Origin of the sequence: Streptomyces sp. NPDC050704 (assembly GCF_040654355.1) — a bacterium.
Classification (GTDB): Bacteria; Actinomycetota; Actinomycetes; order Streptomycetales; family Streptomycetaceae; genus Streptomyces.
The window spans coordinates 43,383-63,282 of record NZ_JBFAHW010000048.1; the positions used below are offsets into that span (position 1 = coordinate 43,383).

The window sequence follows — 19,900 nt, forward strand, 5'->3', positions numbered from 1 at the left end:
CCGGATCGCGACGGCAAGGCACCCCTCGGGAGCGGCCCCCTGCCGCGGCACAGGCGCCGCGGCGGCCACAGGTGTCCCGGTCCCAGCGGTCGCAGAGCTGCTCGCAGGCGTCTCGGGGAGCGCGGGCGACGCGGGCGGTGGCGACTTTTCCAGGTCCATGACGGCGAAGACGCGTCAGCGGCCGGTATGGATCCAGAAGCGCAGCTTTCCGCCCCGTTCGTCCTCGAACTCTCCACCGTTGGCCTCGATGACCTTGCGGGATCCGATGTTGGTGCCGTCGCAGGTGACGAGGATCCGGTCGAGCCCGAGACCACGCGCGTGCGGCAGGACGTCACGGAGCATGGCCGTGGCGTAGCCCTTCCTACGCCCCGTGGGACGTACGCCATAGCCGATGTGACCACCGAAGTCGCGCAGATGCGGAGTAAGACGGTGACGTATCTGAATCCGGCCCAGATACGTGCCCCCGTCCACGTACCAGAACCAACTGCCCGGCACGAAGCCCGCCGGGCGCCGGCCTTCCGCCAGCTCCTCCTCCCGGACCGCCGCGACATAGCGCGCGAACCCGTCCGGCTCCTGCCAGTCGCCGCCGTACACGGCGAGCTCCCGCTTGAGGGTGTTTCCGAAGTGCTCGCCCTCGTCGAGGTTCTCGCGTACGGCATCCAGAAAGGAGCTCCGGAAACGGGCGTCGGGCCTGACAAGCTGCGGCATCACCTCATTGTGCCGCGCCGCGCACACCGCCTCAGTGCGTGTGCCCGCTACCCGCGGGCTGCTTGACCGTCAGCGGCAGCAACTTCTTGCCCGTGGGACCGATCTGGATGGAAGTGTCCATCTGAGGGCACACCCCACAGTCGAAACAAGGCGTCCACCGGCAGTCCTCGACCTCTGTCTCGTCGAGGGAGTCCTGCCAGTCCTCCCACAGCCAGTCCTTGTCGAGGCCGGAGTCGAGGTGGTCCCAGGGGAGGACCTCCTCGTAGGTGCGCTCGCGGGTGGTGTACCAGTCGACGTCCACACCGACGGCAGGGAGCGTCTTCTCGGCGCAGGCCATCCACCGGTCGTACGAGAAATGCTCGCGCCAGCCGTCGAAGCGGCCGCCGTCCTCGTAGACGGCGCGGATGACCGAGCCGATGCGGCGGTCGCCGCGGGAGAGCAGGCCCTCGACGATGCCGGGCTTGCCGTCGTGGTAGCGGAAGCCGATGGAGCGGCCGTACTTCTTGTCGCCGCGGATCTTGTCGCGGAGCTTCGTCAGACGGGCGTCCGTGTCCTCGGCGCTCAGCTGCGGCGCCCACTGGAACGGCGTGTGCGGCTTGGGGACGAAGCCGCCGATCGACACCGTGCAGCGGATGTCGTTCTGGCCGGAGACCTCGCGGCCCTTCTGGATCACGTTCATCGCCATGTCGGCGATCTGCATGACGTCGTCGTCGGTCTCGGTCGGCAGGCCGCACATGAAGTACAGCTTCACCTGGCGCCAGCCGTTGCCGTAGGCCGTCGCGACGGTCCTGATCAGGTCCTCTTCCGAGACCATCTTGTTGATGACCTTGCGCAGGCGCTCGGAGCCGCCCTCGGGGGCGAACGTCAGGCCCGAGCGGCGGCCGTTGCGGGTCAGCTCGTTGGCCAGGTCCACATTGAACGCGTCCACGCGGGTGGACGGGAGGGAGAGACCGACCTTGTCCTCCTCGTACCGGTCCGCCAGGCCCTTCGCGATGTCGCCGATCTCCGAGTGGTCCGCGGACGACAGGGAGAGGAGGCCGACCTCCTCGAAGCCCGTCGCCTTCAGGCCCTTCTCGACCATCTCGCCGATGCCGGTGATCGAGCGCTCGCGCACCGGGCGCGTGATCATGCCCGCCTGGCAGAAGCGGCAGCCGCGCGTGCAGCCGCGGAAGATCTCCACCGACATGCGCTCGTGGACCGTCTCGGCGAGCGGGACGAGCGGCTGCTTGGGGTACGGCCATTCGTCCAGGTCCATGACCGTGTGCTTGCTGACCCGCCACGGGACGCCGCTCTTGTTCGGTACGACGCGGGCGATGCGGCCGTCGGAGAGGTACTCGACGTCGTAGAACGCCGGGATGTACACCGATCCCGTCCTCGCGAGGCGGAAGAGGACCTCCTCGCGGCCACCGGGCCGGCCCTCCGCCTTCCAGGCGCGGATGATCGCGGTCATGTCGAGCACGGCCTGCTCGCCGTCGCCGATGATCGCCGCGTCGATGAAGTCGGCGATCGGCTCGGGGTTGAAGGCGGCGTGGCCGCCGGCCAGCACGATCGGGTCGTCGAGCGTGCGGTCCTTGGCCTCCAGCGGGATGCCGGCCAGGTCCAGCGCCGTCAGCATGTTCGTGTAGCCCAGCTCCGTGGAGAAGCTGAGGCCGAACACGTCGAAGGCCTTGACCGGCCGGTGACTGTCCACTGTGAACTGCGGCACCTTGTGCTCGCGCATCAGCTCTTCGAGGTCCGGCCACACGCTGTACGTGCGCTCGGCGAGCACGCCCTCGCGCTCGTTCAGTACCTCGTAGAGGATCATGACGCCCTGGTTGGGCAGTCCGACCTCGTACGCGTCCGGGTACATGAGCGCCCAGCGGACGTCACAGGCGTCCCAGGGCTTGACCGTGGAGTTGAGCTCTCCTCCGACGTACTGGATCGGCTTCTGCACATGCGGGAGCAGAGCTTCGAGCTGCGGGAACACCGATACAGCGGTTTCGGCAGGCATCTCGCGAACTTTCGTGAGCTGACAAGGGGGACCCTCAACACTAACCCGCCCGGGGGTACCTCTCAGACGCCCATCCCGCCCCGGATCGTGCCCCACGCCCCGGGCAGCGCGGCCTCCACCGACGCGGCGGCCTGCTCCTCCCTCGCGTACAGCACCCCGTACGTGAAGGCGCTCTCGCCCGCCGCGTGGGCCTGGGTCGCGACATCACGCAGGGCGAGCCGGGCCATCACGCTGTCCTGGTGCTCGCCGAGCAGCCCTTGCAGCGACTTCATCGACTTGACCAGGCCCGAGGCGGGGCCGCCAAGCGCGGGGGCGGCGGTCTCCGCCGCGTACCGGGTGCGCTTGGCCTTCTTGCGGGCGTCGTGGACGGCGAGGTCGCGGTCCGGGCCCGGGGGCAGCTCGATGGCCTGCCCGACCAGGGCGGACAGCTTGTCGAAGTCCTTGCGCACGGCGGTGGCGATGACCTTCTCCGGTCGGCCCGAGGCCGCCTTGAGCAGCGGTGGACCGGCGACGAGCGCGTCCAGGGCGCCGAGCAGCTCCAGGTACCGCCGGCCGTCGAGGACCGAGATCAGATGGCGCCGGGAGCCGGAGCGGCGGGCGTGCGACCAGGTGCGCAGGCGGGTGCGGACGGGCCCGGTGAGCAGGGTGCGCGGGAGTTCGTCGAGGGCCCCGGTGAGCCGCTCGGTGAGGACTTCCTGGTCGCGGTCGACGCCCAGTTCGCCGGCCAGCCACTTCAGCTCGTCGCCGATCGGGTCGGTGACGGTCCGGTCCAGTACCTTCCCGTACGAGCGGAAGGCGCTGCGCATCCGGCGGGTGGCGACGCGCATCGCGTGCACGGAGTCGAACACGTCGCGGCGTACGGCGGGGTCGAGCTCGACGATCGCGTCGCGCTGGGCCCGGACGTACGCGAGGACGTGGTCCCCGGCGGTGACGGGCTCCTCGGCGACCGGCGGGGCCTCGGGCTTCTTCCGTCCCGTCTCCCCCAGCGCCCTGGCCAGCTTGGACGCCGAGCTGGAGCGGCGGACGCCGGCCTTGCGGAGTTTCTTCTCGACCTTGTCGAGGAAGGCGGGGTCGCCGTCGTCGGCCAGCTCCACCTCGATCTCGGTCCACTCGGCGGTGCCGGTGCTGGTGCCGGTGCCGTCGCCGAGCCGCTCGGCGCGTACGCGGTCGACGCTGATCTCGGCGAGCAGGCCCCCGGAGGCGTCGACGAGGTGGCGGACGTCACGGGCCGACAACAGCCGTACGACAGGGACGAGTTCGGCGTCGCGCACCCGGGAGCGGAGGAGCCCGGTGAGGGTGCGCGGCACGGTGTCGGACAACGGCGCGTGGATCTCGTCCCGTACGCCGTCGGAGACCGGGATCTTCAGATGCCAGCCCGCATCGTCGCCACCGGTGCGGCGGCGCAGGGTGAGGGACGCGGCGGCGAGCCGCTGGTCGGCCGTGTCGTAGTAGGTCGCGTCGAGTTCGGCGACGCCCTTGTCGATGACGGCCGAGACACCGGAGACCCGCGTCAGGTCCGGTAGGTCCGCCAGTCCGGCATTCTCGTCGGCTTCGTACTTACGCTCGATCTCCCGCTTGCTGTCCGCCATAAACCGAATCTAGTCGCGAATCCCGCACATGGGCAGTCCATGGGTGGTTCCCCGGGAGTTCACTACGCGGACATCGGCCGTTGCACTCGAATCGACTGCAGCAGCCCCACCGCCACCCAGACCGCGAACATCGACGAACCTCCGTACGAGACGAAGGGCAGTGGCAGACCCGCCACCGGCATGATGCCGAGGGTCATGCCGACGTTCTCGAAGGACTGGAAGGCGAACCAGGCGATGATTCCGGCGGCGACGATCGTGCCGTACAGCTCGGTCGTCTCGCGGGCGATGCGGCAGGCCCGCCACAGGACGATGCCGAGCAGGACCAGGATCAGTCCGGCGCCGATGAAGCCGAGTTCCTCGCCCGCGACGGTGAAGACGAAGTCCGTCTGCTGCTCGGGCACGAACTGGCCCGTGGTCTGGGAGCCCTTGCCGAGCCCGGTGCCGGTGAGGCCGCCGGAGCCGATCGCGATGCGGGCCTGGTTGGTGTTGTAGCCGACGCCGGCCGGGTCGAGCTCGGGGTTGGCGAAGGCGGCGAAGCGGTTGATCTGGTACTCGTCGAGGATCTTGAGCTGCCAGACCGCGATCGCACCGAGGGCGCCCGCGCCGATCAGCCCGAAGACCCAGCGGTTGGAGGCGCCGGAGGCGAGCAGCACGCCGAGCACGATGATGACCATGACCATGACCGAGCCGAGGTCGGGCATGAGCAGGACGATCAGTATCGGTACGGCGGCGAGGCCGAGGGACTGCAGGACCGTGCGGTGGTCCGGGTGCGGTTTGTCGCCCGCGTCGACCCGGGCCGCGAGCAGCATCGCCATGCCCAGGATGATCGTGATCTTCACGAACTCGGAGGGCTGGAGCGAGAAGCCGCCGCCGATGACGATCCACGCGTGCGCGCCGTTGATCGTCGCGCCGAGCGGGGTCAGCACGAGGAGGATCAGGAAGACGGAGATCCCGTACAGGATCGGTACGGCCGTGCGCAGGGTGCGGTGGCCGAGCCAGACCGTGCCGATCATCAGGGCGAAGCCGATTCCGGTGTTGAGCAGGTGCCGGAACAGGAAGTAGTACGGGTCGCCGTTGTTGAGCTCGGTGCGGTTGCGGGTCGCCGAGTAGACGAGGGCCGCGCCGATCAGGGAGAGGGCGATGGCCGCGAACAGTATCGGCCAGTCGAGTCTGCGGGCCAGCGAGTCGCGGGCGAACAGCCGCGACAGGCTGGACCGTTGGGGCCCGTATCCGGAGACGGAGAAGCCGTTGGCGCCGGTCATGTGGTCGTCCTCCGCCGCCTCTTCGGACGGGCTGTGCACCTTCGTGTGCCGCCGCGTCGGGCGTCGCGCCTTCGGGTGTCGCGGTTGTTGCCGGTGTTGGGGTTGGGCACGGTGCCGGCCGGGTTGTCGCCCGTCACCGGCTGCCCGCCCTCCTCGGTGGCCTGCTCCTCCTTCGGCGGCGGGTACGCCCCGACCTTCGGGGAGTCGATCGATCCGTCCGTCTCGATCTTCGGCAGGCTCTTCTGCGGGGTGTAGAGCAGGGCCTTCTTCTTGTCGATCGTGCCGTCCTCGGAGACGCCGTAGAGCGCGTTGTAGATCTTGCGCACGGCGGGGCCCGAGGCGCCGGAGCCCGTACCACCCTGGGAGATGGTCATGACGACCGTGTAGTCCTTGGTGTACGTGGTGAACCAGGAGGTCGTCTGCTTGCCGTAGACCTCGGCCGTACCCGTCTTGGCGTGCATCGGGATCTCGTCCTGCGGCCAGCCGCCAAACCGCCAGGCGGCCGTACCGCGGGTGGCGACTCCTTCGAGGGCACCGTCTATCTCGCTGAGGGTCTTCCGCGTCATCGGCAGCTTGCCGTGCGACTTGGGCTTGACCTCCTGGACCGTCCTGCCGTCGGGGCTGATGATCGCCTTGCCGACGGTCGGGTCGTAGAGGGTGCCGCCGTTGGAGATCGCCCCGTAGATCGTCGCCATCTGGATCGGGGTGACGAGTGTGTCGCCCTGGCCGATGGAGTAGTTGACGGAGTCACCGGCGCGCATGCGGTTGCCTTCGAGGCAGTTCTCGTACGCGATCTGCTGGGCGTAGGTGCCGCCCTTCTTGCCGTACTTGCACCAGGCGTCCTTGTTGGCCTTCCAGTAGTCCTGCTTCCACTGGCGGTCGGGGACGCGGCCGGTGACCTCGTTGGGGAGGTCGATGCCGGTCTCCTTGCCGAGGCCGAACTGGTGGGCCGTCTTGTAGAACCAGTTGTTGGCGTTCTTGTCCGGCTTGATGCCGCCGTCCCGCTTCCACTCCTCGTGCGCGAGCCGGTAGAAGACTGTGTCGCAGGAGACCTCCAGGGCCTGGCCGAGGCTGATCGGCCCGTACCCCTTGGACTCGAAGTTCTTGAAGACCTGGCCGCCGATGGAGTACGAACTGGAGCACTGGTAGGGGCCGTTGAAGGAGTAGCCCGCGTTGATCGCGGCGGCCGTCGGGATGACCTTGAAGACCGAGCCGGGGGCCGACTGACCCTGGATCGCGCGGTTCAGGAGCGGGTAGTTGGAGTCCTTGCCGGTGAGCTTGGTGTAGTCCTTGCCGGAGATGCCGCCGACCCAGGCGTTCGGGTCGTACGACGGGTTGGACGCCATGGCGACGACACGGCCGGTCTTGGCCTCCATGACGACGACCGCGCCGGAGTCCGCCTTGTAGTTCTCGCCGGTGTTGTCGTCGAACTCGTCGCGGGCGGCCTTCATCGCCTGGTTCAGCTCGTACTCGGCGACGCGCTGGACGCGGGAGTCGATGCTGGTGACGACGTTGGCGCCGGGCTCGGCCTTGTCGCTCTCGGCCTCGCCGATGACGCGGCCGAGGTTGTCGACCTCGTAGCGGGTGACGCCCGCCTTGCCGCGCAGCTCCTTGTCGTACTGGCGCTCGAGGCCGGAGCGGCCGACCTGGTCGGAGCGCAGGTACGGCGAGTCGGTGTCCTCGGCCTTGGTGATCTCCTCGTCCGTGACGGGCGAGAGATAGCCGAGGACCTGCGCGGTGTTGGCCTTGGCGGGGGCGGCGTAGCGGCGGACGGCCTGCGGCTCGGCGGTGATGCCGGGGAAGTCCTCGGCGCGCTCGCGGATCTGCAGGGCCTGCTTGGCGGTGGCCTCGTCGGTGATGGGGATCGGCTGGTAGGGCGAGCCGTTCCAGCAGGGCTGCGGCGTCTTCGAGTCGCACAGCCGGACCTTCTCGATGACGTCCTTGGCCTTCAGACCCAGCACGCCGGCGAGCTTGGTGAGGACCGCTTTGCCGTCGTCGTCCATCTTCAGCAGCTCGGTGCGGGACGCGGAGACCACCAGCCGGGTCTCGTTGTCGGCGATCGGCACACCGCGGGCGTCGAGGATCGAGCCGCGCACGGCGGGACTGACGACCTGCTGGACGTGGTTGCCCGAGGCCTCCTTGGCGTACTCGTCGCCGTTGCGGATCTGGAGGTACCAGAGACGGCCGCCGAGAGTGGCGAGGAGGGACAGGACAAGGATCTGGATGACGACGAGCCGGATCTGGACCCGTGGAGTCCGGCCGGTCTCGGGAATGTTCGTCACTGCGGCTGTCTCCCCCTCTCAGAGCACGTACGAGTCATACGAGTACACGGCCAAGCTGTGTGCGCGGGCGGCCGGTCGGCACGCGCCCACGGTCTCCTGCTGCCCCGTTCTCACAGCCGCTTGACCCCCTTGATGCGTCCCGCGCGGGCCATTCGCGCTCTCGCGGCCTTCACGCGCAGTCCGCCGCGCTGGTTGCCGATGCGCAGGCCCGTGCCGGAGGACAGCCAGCCCGCGGACACGTCGGTCGTCTTGGCCGAGCCGCCGGCCTCGGCGAGCGGATCGTTCTCGGCGCGCCGGGCCAGCGCCATGATCCCGGGGACCACGAACGGGGCGAGCAGCAGGTCGTACAGGGCGGCCGTGAACAGCAGGCTGCCCAGGCCCACATGGCGGGCGGAGGTGTCGCCGACGAGGGCGCCCACTCCCGCGTACAGGAGCGTGGAGCCGAGCGCGGCGACGACGACCACGGCCATCGGGCCGGTGGCCGACTTGAGCTGGCCGTTGTCGGGTTTGGCGAGTCCGGCGAGGTAGCCGATGACGCACAGCACGAGGGCGTAGCGCCCGGCGGCGTGGTCGGCGGGCGGGGCCAGGTCGGCGAGCAGGCCCGCGCCGAAGCCGATGAGGGCGCCGCCGACATGGCCGTAGACCAGGGCGAGGCCCAGCACGGTCAGCAGCAGCAGGTCCGGGACGGCGCCCGGCAGCTGGAGGCGGGCGAGCACGCTCACCTGGATCACCAGGGCGACGATCACCAGCGTCGTGGAGAGCAGCATTCGGTTGAAGCGCATGGAAGTTCAGCTCCTACTGCTCTTGCTGCAGACCGTCGGCGGGCACCTGGGCGGACGGTGTGACCGTCACGGTCACCGTCGGCGTGGGGGTCGGCTCGGGCTTGGGCGGCAGGACCTCGTCACGCGGGTCCTTGCGCGGGGCCTGTACGACGACGCCGACGATGTCGAGCTTACTGAAGCCGACGAACGGCCTGACGTAGATCGTGCGGGTCAGGTCGCCGCCGGAGGGGTCGACGCGGGACACGATGCCGACGGGGACGCCGGGCACGAACGGCCGGTCGGCCTGCGAGCCGAACGTGACCAACCGGTCGCCCTCCTTGATCTTGGCCTTGCCGTTGAGCATCTCCACGCGCAGCGGGCGGTCGCCCTGGCCGGAGGCGAAGCCCAGTTCGTCCGTCGACTCCATGCGCGTACCGACGGTGAAGTCGGGATCGTTGGCGAGCAGCACGGTGGCGGTGTTCGGTCCGACGGTGGTGACGCGCCCGACCAGGCCGTCCCCGTTGAGCACGGTCATGTCGCGCCTGATGCCGTCGTCGGCACCCACGTCGATGGTGACGGTCCAGGAGAAGCCCTGCGCCGCGCCGATGGCGATGACCTCGGCGCCCTTGATGCCGTACTGCCCGGCGCCCGCCGTCTTGAGCATCTTGTCGAACTGCTTGAGGCGGCTGCGGTTGCGGTCGTCGCTGCCGAGTCTCGCCTTCAACGCGGCGTTGTCACGTTCGAGTTGGGCGATGCGGTCGTGCCGGTCGCCGGAGTCCCGCACGGCCTCGATCGCGTTGCCCACGGGATCGACGGCGGACGCCACCCCTTCCTCGATCGGGCCGAAGACCGTCGCGGCGGCCTGCCGGGCACCGTCGACCGGTGTGTCCTCACCACCGCGGATATCCACCGTGATCAGAGCGAACGCGATGGCGATCAGCAGCACCAGGAGCAGCCGGCTCTCTCGTGTGTCCCTCACGTGCGGCGGCCGTGCCTTCCTCGTCGGAATTCATGTATGACCCACCCGGAAGATCCCGGAGGGTGGAACCCACGGGCGGTATGGGGAGCTTATGCCTCAATATCAACGATCCGCCGCACGAGAGGAGATCGTCTCGTACGGCGGAATCGAAGAGTTACGTCATCTGCGCGGCTGGGCGTCCAGCACCTGCTGGAGCGCCTCGAACTCCTCCACGCACTTGCCGGAGCCGAGCGCCACGCTGTCCAGCGGGTCCTCGGCGATGTGGATCGGCATGCCGGTCTCGCGGCGCAGCCGCTCGTCGAGGCCGCGGAGCAGCGCACCGCCGCCGGTGAGCACGATCCCGCGGTCCATCACGTCGCCGGACAGCTCCGGCGGGCACTTGTCGAGGGTGGTCTTGACCGCGTCAACGATGGCGTTGACGGGTTCCTCGATCGCCTTACGGACTTCGGCGGCCGAGATGACGACGGTCTTGGGCAGCCCGGACACGAGGTCCCGGCCACGGATTTCGGTGTGTTCGTCATTGTCGAGGTCGTACGCGGAACCGATCGTGATCTTGATCTGCTCAGCCGTCCGCTCACCGAGAAGGAGCGAGTACTCCTTCTTGATGTGCTGGATGATCGCGTTGTCCAGCTCGTCGCCGGCCACCCGGATGGACTGTGCCGTGACGATTCCGCCGAGCGAGATGACCGCGACCTCGGTGGTGCCGCCGCCGATGTCCACCACCATGTTGCCCGTGGCCTCGTGGACCGGCAGGCCGGAACCGATGGCCGCGGCCATGGGCTCCTCGATGATGTGCACCTGGCGGGCGCCGGCCTGGGACGACGCCTCGATGACGGCACGACGCTCGACGCCGGTGATGCCCGAGGGCACACAGACGACAACGCGAGGACGGGCCAGATACCGCCGCTTGTGGATCTTCAGGATGAAGTAGCGCAGCATCCGCTCGGTGATCTCGAAGTCGGCGATGACACCGTCCTTCAGCGGACGCACGGCAACGATGTTGCCGGGAGTCCGCCCGATCATCTTCTTCGCTTCCGCGCCGACCGCGAGAATTCCACCGGTGTTGGTGTTGATCGCGACGACGGACGGCTCGTTGAGTACGATCCCGCGACCCCTGACGTACACCAGCGTGTTGGCGGTCCCGAGGTCGACAGCCATGTCACGGCCGATGAACGACATTGAGTTCCCCATCAGGATTCGTCTGGCCTTCCCAAGTGGAGCTTTTGATGGCTTTTTAGGTCGGCGAGGGTGAGCGCTGTGACGTGAAGGCTTCCATCGTAGTCTCGCCTGCACGAACACTGCGCGAGGGTCTTCGCCATTGTCAGCAGATGACACGCCGCCCCGCTTCTGGAGACGAGCCAACGGAGGTACGCGTTCCCCCGATCGGCACGCATATGCCAGAAGGCGGCCACTATTCCGCGGCCGTCCCAGGTCAGACGCGCACGTGGCTGACAAGGCGTCAGAAGATTTTTCGGTACGCCGGGCGGGTGGCCCGGGGCCTGCCTGGCCACCCGGGCGTGGCGCCGGGCAGCGCCCCGGCCGACCCGGGTGCCGAGCGGAGGGTACTGCCGGTCAGGTCAGGCGAGGCCCGGGAAGAAGATCTTCATCTCACGGTCGGCGGACTCCTCGGAGTCCGAGGCGTGGATCAGGTTCTCCCGGACGATCACCCCGAAGTCACCGCGGATGGAGCCGGGAGCGGCGGCGATCGGGTCGGTCGGGCCCGCCAGCGCCCGTACGCCCTCGATGACGCGCTCCCCCTCGACGACCAGCGCCACGACCGGGCCGGAGGCCATGAACTCGACCAGCGGCTCGTAGAACGGCTTGCCCTTGTGCTCGCCGTAGTGCTGCTCCAGCGTCTCCTGGTCCAGCGTGCGCAGCTCCAGCGCGGTGATCTGCCAGCCGGCCTTGCGCTCGATGCGGCTGATGATCTCGCCGGTCAGGCCACGACGGACCGCGTCGGGCTTGAGAAGGACGAGGGTGCGCTGGCTCACGGTGGTGGCTCCTTCAGGTCACAGATGTGCGGGTGACCGAGATTACAGGGCGTGTCCGGGTGCTTGTTACGCAGCGTCAGGTGATAGGGGAAGCTGCCTCACTACTCAGCCCGTCCGGCGTTTGAGGACGAGGCCGTCCAGGCCGATAAGCGGGGGTCTGGGGGCGCAGCCCCCAGGGTTCAGCGCACCCGCACCTACGCAGCATGCCCTTCCGCCTCAGCCTGCGCAGCAAACCGCTCCTTCGCCTCCTCGACCTTCCGCCCGAAGTGCACCGACGCCCACCACAGGACAGCGAAGAGCGCCCCCAGGAAGAACATCGTCGGCACCACGAACCCACTCGCGATCAGCGCGATCTGCAGCGCCCAGCCGAGCTGCACACCCCCCGGCCGCGTGATCATCCCGCAGAGCAGCAGGCACAGCGCCATGGCGACCCCGCTGACCGTCCAGACCGTGGTCATGGACAGGTCGGGGTCCTTCATGGCGACCAGTCCGGCGAAGCCGATGACGAACACCTCGCCGATCAGCGTCGAAGCACAGAGCGTACGCACAGGTCAGCCCCTCCCCAGGAGCAGTCGGGCCTCGCCGACGGTGATGACGGAACCGGTGACGAGGACGCCCCCGCCCGCGTACTCGGCCTCTTCCTCGGCCAGGGTGACCGCGGCCTCCAGGGCGTCATCCAGCCGCGGCTCGACCTGGACCCGGTCCTCGCCGAAGACCTCCACGGCGAGCCCGGCGAGCGTGTCCACGTCCATGGCACGGTGGCTGGAATTCTGCGTGACGACGACCTCGGTGAGGATCGGCTCGAAGGCCTCCAGCAGCCCCCGTACGTTCTTGTCGCCGCTCGCCCCCACCACACCGATCAGCCGGCTGAAGTCGAAGACCTCGCGGACGGCCTCGGCGGTGGCGCGGGCGCCCGCCGGGTTGTGCGCGGCGTCCAGGACGACGGTGGGCGAGCGGCGGATGACCTCCATGCGACCCGGTGAGGCGACCGAGGCGAAAGCCTTGCGGACCGTTTCGATGTCGAGCGGCTCGGGCCGCTGGGAGCCGACGCCGAAGAACGCCTCCACGGCGGCGAGCGCCACCGCGGCGTTGTGCGCCTGGTAGGGCCCGTGCAGCGGCAGGTACACCTCTTCGTACTCCCCGCCGAGCCCCCGGAGTGTCAGCAGCTGCCCGCCGACGGCGACCTGGCGGCTCACGACGCCGAACTCGAGCCCCTCGCGGGCGACTGTGGCATCGACCTCGACGGCCTTCTTGAGCAACACCTGGGCGGCGTCGACGGGCTGCTGGGCCAGGATGACGGTGGCGTCCTGCTTGACGATCCCGGCCTTCTCCTTGGCGATGTCGCCGGCGGTGGTGCCGAGCCGGTCGGTGTGATCGAGATCGATGGGGGTCACCACGGCGACATCCCCGTCGATCACGTTCGTCGCGTCCCAGCTGCCGCCCATCCCCACCTCCACGACGGCCACGTCGACGGGCGCGTCCGCGAAGGCCGCGTACGCCATGCCCGTGAGCACCTCGAAGAAGGAGAGCCGGAACTCCTGCCGGGAGTCGACCATCTCGACGTACGGCTGGATGTCCCGGTACGTCTCGACGAACCGCTCCGCCGTGATCGCCGACCCGTCCAGGCTGATCCGCTCGGTGATCGACTGGACGTGCGGCGAGGTGTACCGCCCGGTGCGCAGGTCGAAGGCGCCGAGGAGGGCCTCGATCATGCGGGCGGTGGACGTCTTGCCGTTGGTCCCGGTGATGTGGATGGAGGGATACGCGCGCTGCGGCTCCCCGAGCACGTCCATGAGCGCGGCGATGCGGTCGACGGACGGCTCCAGCTTGGTCTCGCCCCACCGCGTGGCGAGCTCGCCCTCGACCTCGCGCAGCGCCTTGTCGGTCTCGGGGTCGGCCGGGCGCCCGGGAACGCCGGTCTCCGGCGGCCCGCCCTGCGTCCGCAGGGTGCGGCTGCCGGCCTCGATCACGGCCAGATCGGGGTCGCGCTCGGTCTCCGCCTCGACGATCTCGTCGAACGAATCGAACGGACCGGACGGGTCTGACTCACTGCTGTCGTGCGGGAGCTCACTCACACGCCCAGTCTACGGAGGACCACCGACAGCGGCTCGGCCCCGGGGTGCCGCGCGCCCGCACCGAGGGCCCCGGAACCGTGCTCGGCTCCGGGGCCCTGGGGCGTACGTCCGTGTCTAGGCCGCCGGCAGGCGCTCCAGCTGGCTCTGGATGCGGGCGATGTCCTCGTCCGCCTTGGCGAGCCGCGTACGGATCTTGTCCACGACCTGGTCCGGGGCCTTGGCGAGGAACGCCTCGTTGCCGAGCTTGGCGTTCGCCTGGGCCTTCTCCTTCTCGGCCGCGGCGAGGTCCTTCGCGAGGCGCTTGCGCTCGGCCGCCACGTCGATCGTGCCGGAGAGGTCGAGCGCGACCTGCGCGCCCGCGACCGGCAGGGTGGCCGTGGCCGTGAAGTCGTCACCCTCCGGCTGGAGGCGCAGCAGCTGGCGGATGGCCGCCTCGTGCGGGGCCAGCGCGGTCCCGTCGAGGGCGAGCCGGGCCGGGACCCGCTGGCCGGGCTGCAGGCCCTGGTCGGCACGGAAGCGGCGGACCTCCGTGATGACCTGCTGGAGCGTCTCGATCTCCCGCTCGGCGCCGGAGTCGCGAAAGCCGCTGTCGGTGGGCCACTCGGCGATCACGAGGGACTCGCCGCCCGTGAGCGTCGTCCACAGCGTCTCCGTGACGAACGGGACCACCGGGTGCAGCAGCTTCAGCGTGACGTCCAGGACCTCGCCCAGGACGCGCTTGCTGACCTCGGCCGCCGGGCCGCCCGCGATGAACGTCGTCTTGGACAGCTCGACGTACCAGTCGAAGACCTCGTCCCACGCATAGTGGAAGAGGGAGTCGGAGAGCTTGGCGAACTGGAAGTCCTCGTAGAACGCATCGACTTCGGCGACCGTCTTGTTGAGGCGGGACAGGATCCACCGGTCGGTCGCCGACATCTCGGACGGGTCCGGGAGCGGGCCTTCGACCGTCGCGCCGTTCATCAGCGCGAAGCGGGTCGCGTTCCAGATCTTGTTGGCGAAGTTCCGGGACGCCTGGACCCAGTCCTCGCCGATCGGCACGTCCGCGCCCGGGTTGGCACCACGGGCGAGGGTGAAGCGGACGGCGTCGGCGCCGTACGCGTCCATCCAGTCCAGCGGGTCCACCGAGTTGGGGTTGGACTTGGACATCTTCTTGCCGTGCTCGTCACGGACGAGGCCGGTCAACGCGATCGTCTTGAACGGGATCTCGCCGTCCATCGCGTACAGCCCGAACATCATCATCCGGGCGACCCAGAAGAAGATGATGTCGTGCCCGGTGAGCAGGACGTCGGTCGAGTAGAACTTCTCCAGGTCCGGCGTACGCTCCGGCCAGCCCAGCGTGGAGAACGGCCACAGGCCGGAGGAGAACCAGGTGTCGAGGACGTCGGAGTCCTGGGTCCAGCCCTCGGCCTCGGTGCCGGGCGGCTCCTCGTTCGGACCGACGCAGACGACCTCGCCGTCCGGCCCGTACCAGACGGGGATCCGGTGGCCCCACCACAGCTGGCGCGAGATGCACCAGTCGTGCATGTTGTCGACCCAGTCGAAGTAGCGCTTCGACATCTCCTTCGGGTGGATCTCCACCCGCCCGTCGCGGACCGCGTCACCGGCGGCCTTCGCGAGCGGGCCGACCTTGACCCACCACTGCATGGAGAGCCGCGGCTCGATGGTGGTCTTGCAGCGGGAGCAGTGGCCGACGGAGTGGACGTACGGACGCTTCTCGGCGACGATCCGGCCCTGCTCGCGCAGGGCCGCGACGATGGTGGACCGGGCCTCGAAGCGGTCGAGTCCCTGGAACGGGCCGTGCACGGTGATGACACCGCGCTCGTCCATCACGGTCAACGACTCCAGACCGTGCCGCTGGCCGATCTCGAAGTCGTTCGGGTCGTGCGCCGGCGTCACCTTGACGGCACCCGTGCCGAACTCCGGGTCGACGTGCGCGTCCGCGACGACGGGGATCGTACGGTCCGTCAGCGGCAGCTTGATGCGCTTGCCGAGGAGGTGCTTGTACCGCTCGTCGTCGGGGTGAACGGCGACGGCGGTGTCGCCGAGCATGGTCTCGGCACGGGTGGTCGCGACGACGAGCGTCTCGTCGCCCTCCCCGTACTTGATGGAGACGAGCTCGCCGTCGTCCTCCTGGTACTCCACCTCGATGTCCGAGATCGCCGTCAGACAGCGCGGACACCAGTTGATGATCCGCTCGGCGCGGTAGATCAGCTCGTCGTCGTACAGCTTCTTGAAGATGGTGAGGACGGCTTCGGAGAGCCCCTCGTCCATGGTGAACCGCTCGCGCGACCAGTCCACGCCGTCCCCGAGCCGCCGCATCTGCCCGAGGATCCTGCCGCCGTACTCTTCCTTCCACTGCCAGACGCGCTCGACGAACTCCTCGCGCCCCAGGTCCTGGCGGGACTTGCCCTCTTCCGCCAGCTGCTGCTCGACCTTGTTCTGCGTGGCGATACCGGCGTGGTCCATGCCCGGCAGCCACAGCGCCTCGTACCCCTGCATGCGCTTACGACGCGTCAGCGCGTCCATGAGCGTGTGCTGGAAGGCGTGCCCCAGGTGGAGCGAGCCGGTGACGTTCGGCGGCGGGATGACGATGGTGTACGGCGGCTTCTCGCTCTTCGCGTCGGCGGCGAAGTAACCCCGTTCCACCCAGCGCTCGTACAGCGTCCCCTCTACCTCGGCCGGCGCGTACTGGGTCGGCAGTTCGGAGGTGGGCGCTGTTGGCTGCTGCTGAGCGTTCTCGGTCACGGGGTCAGTTTAGAGGTTGGAAACTGCTGCCGTTGTACCGAGCGGGAGTGCCTACTGGTGAGCGTGAGTGATTACCAGGATCGGATGTGGTGGTCCGTTGCGCGCCAGGATGATCCCTCCATCCCGGGCATGTTCCGGGCCCTCGCCTCTTGGAAGAGGAACGTGAGTTCTTGGGTCGAATGGGTGACCTCTACGGAGGCTGCTCGTTGACTGTCGTGACGGGGATCGTTGGCCGGGCGGGGGCGAAGGGGTGGGCGGGTTGCGGGAGTTGGCGGCGTCGTTCGTGGTGCCCGGTCCGGCCGGGGTGGCGATCCGGGACCGGCTGCGGGTGAGCGCGGCGGATGCGGCGCTGCTGGCCGAGGTCGGTGTCTTCCTGGGCTCGCTGGCAGGTGGGGATCTCGCGGTACGCGCCCGGCAGGAGTTGGGCCACGATGCGGCATCGTGGGCGGTGCGCAAGCGGGAGCTGACGGGGCAGTCATCGGCGCGCTGGGCGGGCAGCATCACCAAGGCCACCCACGACCAGTGGGCGCTGGCAAGGCGCGGGCAGGCTGCGCACCTGGCCTGGCTGCGGGGACAGATCTCGTCGATCGAGGCGCGGCTGGCCCGGCCGCTGGGCGCCAAGGCCAGCAAGCGCGAAGGACTCGTGCGCGGCTACTCCTCGCGGGGCGAGTGGCACGCCAAGTCCCGCCGCCTGCAGACCCTCAAAGACCGACTCCTCTCGGTGGAGGCGGACTGGGCAGCGGGCCGGGTGCGCGTGGTGCGCGGCGGCAAGCGGCTCGCCCACACCCGCCACCACCTGGACGCGGCCGGGCTGACCGAGCCGACGTGGCGCCAGCGCTGGCGGGCGGAGCGGATGTTCCTGGCCGCCGACGGGGAAACGGGCAAGCGGTTCGGCAACGAGACCCTCCGGATCACCGACACCGGCCAGTTCTCCATCAAGCTCCCGGCCCCGCTGGCCCACCTGGCGAACGCACCACACGGCCGGTACGTCCTCGACGCGACCGTGCGCTTCCAGCACCGCGGCCAAGAGTGGTTGGACCGAATCACCGCCCATCGGGCGGTGGCCTACCGCATCCACCACGACACAGTGCGCGGCCGTTGGTACGTGACCGCCTCCTGGCAGCGCGCCGCCACCCCCGTCCTGCCGCTTCAAGCGGCCCTGGCCCAGGGCGTGGTGGCAATGGACATGAACGACGACCACCTGGCCGCCTGGCACCTGGACGGGCACGGCAACCCGGTCGGCGAGCCGCAGCGCTTCTTCTACGACCTCACCGGCACATCAGAGCATCGCGACGCACAGATCCGGCACGCGCTGAGTCGGCTGCTGCACCACACCCGGCGCTGCGGGGCCGCCGCGATCGCCATCGAGAACCTCGACTTCACCAACGGAACCAGCCGGGAGAAGCACGGCCGCAACAAGCGCTTCCGGCGGCTGCTGTCCCGTTTCCCGACCGCGAAATTGAAGGCCCGGCTGGTGTCGATGGCCGCCGAACAGGACATCGCCGTCGTCGCGGTCGACCCGGCCTACACCTCCCGCTGGGGTGCCCAGCATTGGCAGAAACCCCTCAGCACCCCGGCCCGCAAGATTTCCCGGCACGATGCGGCCAGCATCGCGATCGGGCGACGCGCCCTCGGACACCCGATCAAGCGACGGACGACACCGCCCCCGGCACACCAGAGTGATGTGCCGGGGCATCGGATCGTCCAGGCCCGACCGGAGACCCGAGGGCGCGAGGAAACCCGCCCCCACCTGCCCGGACCGCGCACGCGAGGCGCGCCGCCCGGTGGTGGAGCGAAAGCGGGCGACCAGCGTGCCCAACACCGTTCGGGGCACACGACTGAGCAGCAGTCCTGGCAACAGGACGCATTCCCGCTCAGTGTTTAGGAACGGTGTCACGCGTCCGTCCCGAAACGGGATTCCTCGGTAACAGTGAGGCCACCGACGCGCCGTGTGGCCGGTGCGTGGGACAGGATGTTCGGAACACATAAGTTTCTGGAGGGGAACCCAGACAATGAGCTACAACCAGCCGGGCCCGTACGGCGGGCAGCCTCAACAGCCCGGACCGTACGGTCAGCCGGGTCCTTACGGCCAGCAGCCGCAGGCCCCCCAGCCCGGCCAGCCCGGCTACGGCTATCCGCAGCAGGCGCCGCCGCCGCAGCCCGGTTACGGGTACCCCCAGCAGGCCCCTCCCGGGGTTCCGCCCCAGCAGCCCGGCTACGGCCAGCAGCCCCCGCCGTACGGCCAGCAGCCGCCCAGCGCCCCCTACGGTGCCCCGATGCCCCCGGCTCCGGGCGGCGGCAAGAAGAAGACGGGCCTCGTCATCGGCGCGGTGGCGGTCGTGGCCGCGATCGCGGTGGGGGCGTACCTCGTCATCGGCGGGGGCGGCGGATCGAGCTCCGGGCTTGAGGACGACGGCCCGCACAAGCTGACGGCTCCCTCGTCGCTCTCGTCCGACAAGTACCAACGCCAGGGCAACTCCCAGGAGGAGAAGGCGAGTTCCAGTGACGCGAAGGACCTCGCGAAGGCCGGAGTTACCAACTCCACGTCGATCGCTGGCATTTACTCGACGATGGACCTGACAACTCTCGATCCCACTGACCCCGCCGACATAGCGAAGACTGCAACCGCCGAGAACATCACGCTTCTCGGCGTCTACGGCAAGGTGAAGGATCCGGGGAAGGCGCTCGACGTCACCTTCACCCAGATGAAGTCGGAGACGGACGATAACATCGAGCTGATCGGCGAGCCCAAGTCCGTCTCGCCCGATGGTTTTGAGGGCGCTCTGATGAAGTGCCAGCAGGCAAAAAGCAAGAACCAGCTCACGGAGAAGACCCAGAACACCCACATGTGCATCTGGGCCGACTACAGCACTATGGGGGTGGTGGAGCCGACCACGGGCTCCAAGACATACACGTTGGACGAATCGGCCCAGATTGCGGCCGACGTCCGCAAGGAAGCCCGCGTGGCGAAGTAGCGCCAGCTACCAGAAGGAGGGGCGCCCGACAGAACTCACCGGCGCCCCTCTCTCGTGTCCCGCGCTCGCTACTCAGGCACGCAGGCAAGCCGGATTGGCAACAGACAGCCTAACGTTGATCGCCGCCAACCTCGTGAGGCAGTGCGGGTTAGCGATCGTCCCGGGCACAGAGGTGATGGCCCCGTGGTTACAAGCGGCTCTCACCTTGGGGCCTGCGGTGTAGCCATGGCTCGCCACGTAGTTAACGCAGCTGATCTGGTCAGCGTGTGCCGTCGAGGCCGCAACCAGTGGCACGGCCCCAGCTGCTGCCGTCACACACAGCGCCAACACGGCGCGCTTCATCTTCATGCTCTGAACCTCCCGTTTCGAATCTGCCGCAAGGTGGTCAACCCTTGCTTGACGTAGACGATCATTTGAGGCGGCCATGACGCCAGTGCCCAGTGTGAACTTGGCTTGATCCATGCAGAGATGACGTGAAGGCACACAAGGAGGGCACCCAACGAAGATCGCTGGGTGCCCTCCTTGGCGTACGCGACCTGGTTA

14 protein-coding genes are annotated in these 19,900 nt (G+C 68.9%); 2 read left to right on the forward strand and 12 right to left on the reverse strand.

Features of this window, described 5'->3' with window-relative positions:
- Positions 1-174 precede the first annotated feature (174 nt).
- From AB0I18_RS26845 to AB0I18_RS26900, 12 genes are all read right to left on the reverse strand, one after another.
- Entirely contained in the window at positions 175-708 is a 534-nt protein-coding gene (locus AB0I18_RS26845; protein ID WP_363108135.1) for a GNAT family N-acetyltransferase, read from the reverse strand.
- A 31-nt stretch (positions 709-739) separates the two neighbouring features.
- A complete protein-coding gene (locus AB0I18_RS26850) occupies positions 740-2,698 on the reverse strand; it encodes a TIGR03960 family B12-binding radical SAM protein (RefSeq protein WP_363108136.1) in 1,959 nt (652 codons plus the stop codon).
- Positions 2,699-2,760: 62 nt separating this feature from the next.
- Positions 2,761-4,287, reverse strand: a complete 1,527-nt coding sequence (locus AB0I18_RS26855; RefSeq protein WP_363108137.1) for a CYTH and CHAD domain-containing protein — start codon at positions 4,285-4,287, stop codon at positions 2,761-2,763.
- A 62-nt stretch (positions 4,288-4,349) separates the two neighbouring features.
- Entirely contained in the window at positions 4,350-5,549 is a 1,200-nt protein-coding gene (gene rodA / locus AB0I18_RS26860; protein WP_363108138.1) for a rod shape-determining protein RodA, read from the reverse strand.
- Positions 5,546-7,831 (reverse strand): penicillin-binding protein 2, encoded by a 2,286-nt coding sequence (gene mrdA, locus AB0I18_RS26865; RefSeq protein WP_363108139.1) that lies wholly within the window; start codon positions 7,829-7,831, stop codon positions 5,546-5,548. Before mrdA ends, rodA begins: the two co-directional genes overlap by 4 nt.
- Before the next feature lie 110 nt (positions 7,832-7,941).
- Positions 7,942-8,613, reverse strand: a complete 672-nt coding sequence (mreD, locus tag AB0I18_RS26870; protein WP_363108140.1) for a rod shape-determining protein MreD — start codon at positions 8,611-8,613, stop codon at positions 7,942-7,944.
- A 13-nt stretch (positions 8,614-8,626) separates the two neighbouring features.
- Complete coding sequence (gene mreC, locus AB0I18_RS26875) at positions 8,627-9,571, reverse strand: rod shape-determining protein MreC (protein WP_363108141.1); 945 nt, start codon at positions 9,569-9,571, stop codon at positions 8,627-8,629.
- A 159-nt stretch (positions 9,572-9,730) separates the two neighbouring features.
- Complete coding sequence (locus tag AB0I18_RS26880; RefSeq protein WP_037747701.1) at positions 9,731-10,750, reverse strand: rod shape-determining protein; 1,020 nt, start codon at positions 10,748-10,750, stop codon at positions 9,731-9,733.
- A 398-nt stretch (positions 10,751-11,148) separates the two neighbouring features.
- Positions 11,149-11,562, reverse strand: a complete 414-nt coding sequence (ndk, locus tag AB0I18_RS26885) for a nucleoside-diphosphate kinase (RefSeq protein ID WP_363108142.1) — start codon at positions 11,560-11,562, stop codon at positions 11,149-11,151.
- Positions 11,563-11,756: 194 nt separating this feature from the next.
- A complete protein-coding gene (locus tag AB0I18_RS26890) occupies positions 11,757-12,110 on the reverse strand; it encodes a DUF4233 domain-containing protein (RefSeq protein WP_363108143.1) in 354 nt (117 codons plus the stop codon).
- Between the two features lie 3 nt (positions 12,111-12,113).
- The gene (locus AB0I18_RS26895; RefSeq protein ID WP_363108144.1) at positions 12,114-13,637 is read right to left on the reverse strand and encodes a folylpolyglutamate synthase/dihydrofolate synthase family protein; all 1,524 of its coding nucleotides are present in this window, start codon (positions 13,635-13,637) and stop codon (positions 12,114-12,116) included.
- A 114-nt stretch (positions 13,638-13,751) separates the two neighbouring features.
- The gene (locus AB0I18_RS26900) at positions 13,752-16,382 is read right to left on the reverse strand and encodes a valine--tRNA ligase (RefSeq protein ID WP_363108145.1); all 2,631 of its coding nucleotides are present in this window, start codon (positions 16,380-16,382) and stop codon (positions 13,752-13,754) included.
- Between the two features lie 250 nt (positions 16,383-16,632).
- Between AB0I18_RS26900 and AB0I18_RS26905 the strand changes: the two genes are divergently transcribed.
- Both AB0I18_RS26905 and AB0I18_RS26910 read left to right on the forward strand, forming a co-directional pair.
- The gene (locus AB0I18_RS26905) at positions 16,633-18,267 is read left to right on the forward strand and encodes an IS200/IS605 family accessory protein TnpB-related protein (protein WP_363108146.1); all 1,635 of its coding nucleotides are present in this window, start codon (positions 16,633-16,635) and stop codon (positions 18,265-18,267) included.
- A 127-nt stretch (positions 18,268-18,394) separates the two neighbouring features.
- A complete protein-coding gene (locus AB0I18_RS26910; protein ID WP_363108147.1) occupies positions 18,395-19,357 on the forward strand; it encodes a hypothetical protein in 963 nt (320 codons plus the stop codon).
- Positions 19,358-19,900: the final 543 nt, after the last annotated feature.

Coding starts and splice junctions, on each gene's coding strand:
- AB0I18_RS26845 (WP_363108135.1), bottom strand. CDS start 708: ATGCCGCAGCTTGTCAGGCCCGACGCCCGTTTCCGGAGCTCCTTTCTG.
- rodA (WP_363108138.1), bottom strand. CDS start 5,549: ATGACCGGCGCCAACGGCTTCTCCGTCTCCGGATACGGGCCCCAACGG.
- AB0I18_RS26855 (WP_363108137.1), bottom strand. CDS start 4,287: ATGGCGGACAGCAAGCGGGAGATCGAGCGTAAGTACGAAGCCGACGAG.
- AB0I18_RS26880 (WP_037747701.1), bottom strand. CDS start 10,750: ATGTCGTTCATCGGCCGTGACATGGCTGTCGACCTCGGGACCGCCAAC.
- mreD (WP_363108140.1), bottom strand. CDS start 8,613: ATGCGCTTCAACCGAATGCTGCTCTCCACGACGCTGGTGATCGTCGCC.
- AB0I18_RS26850 (WP_363108136.1), bottom strand. CDS start 2,698: ATGCCTGCCGAAACCGCTGTATCGGTGTTCCCGCAGCTCGAAGCTCTG.
- AB0I18_RS26910 (WP_363108147.1), top strand. CDS start 18,395: ATGAGCTACAACCAGCCGGGCCCGTACGGCGGGCAGCCTCAACAGCCC.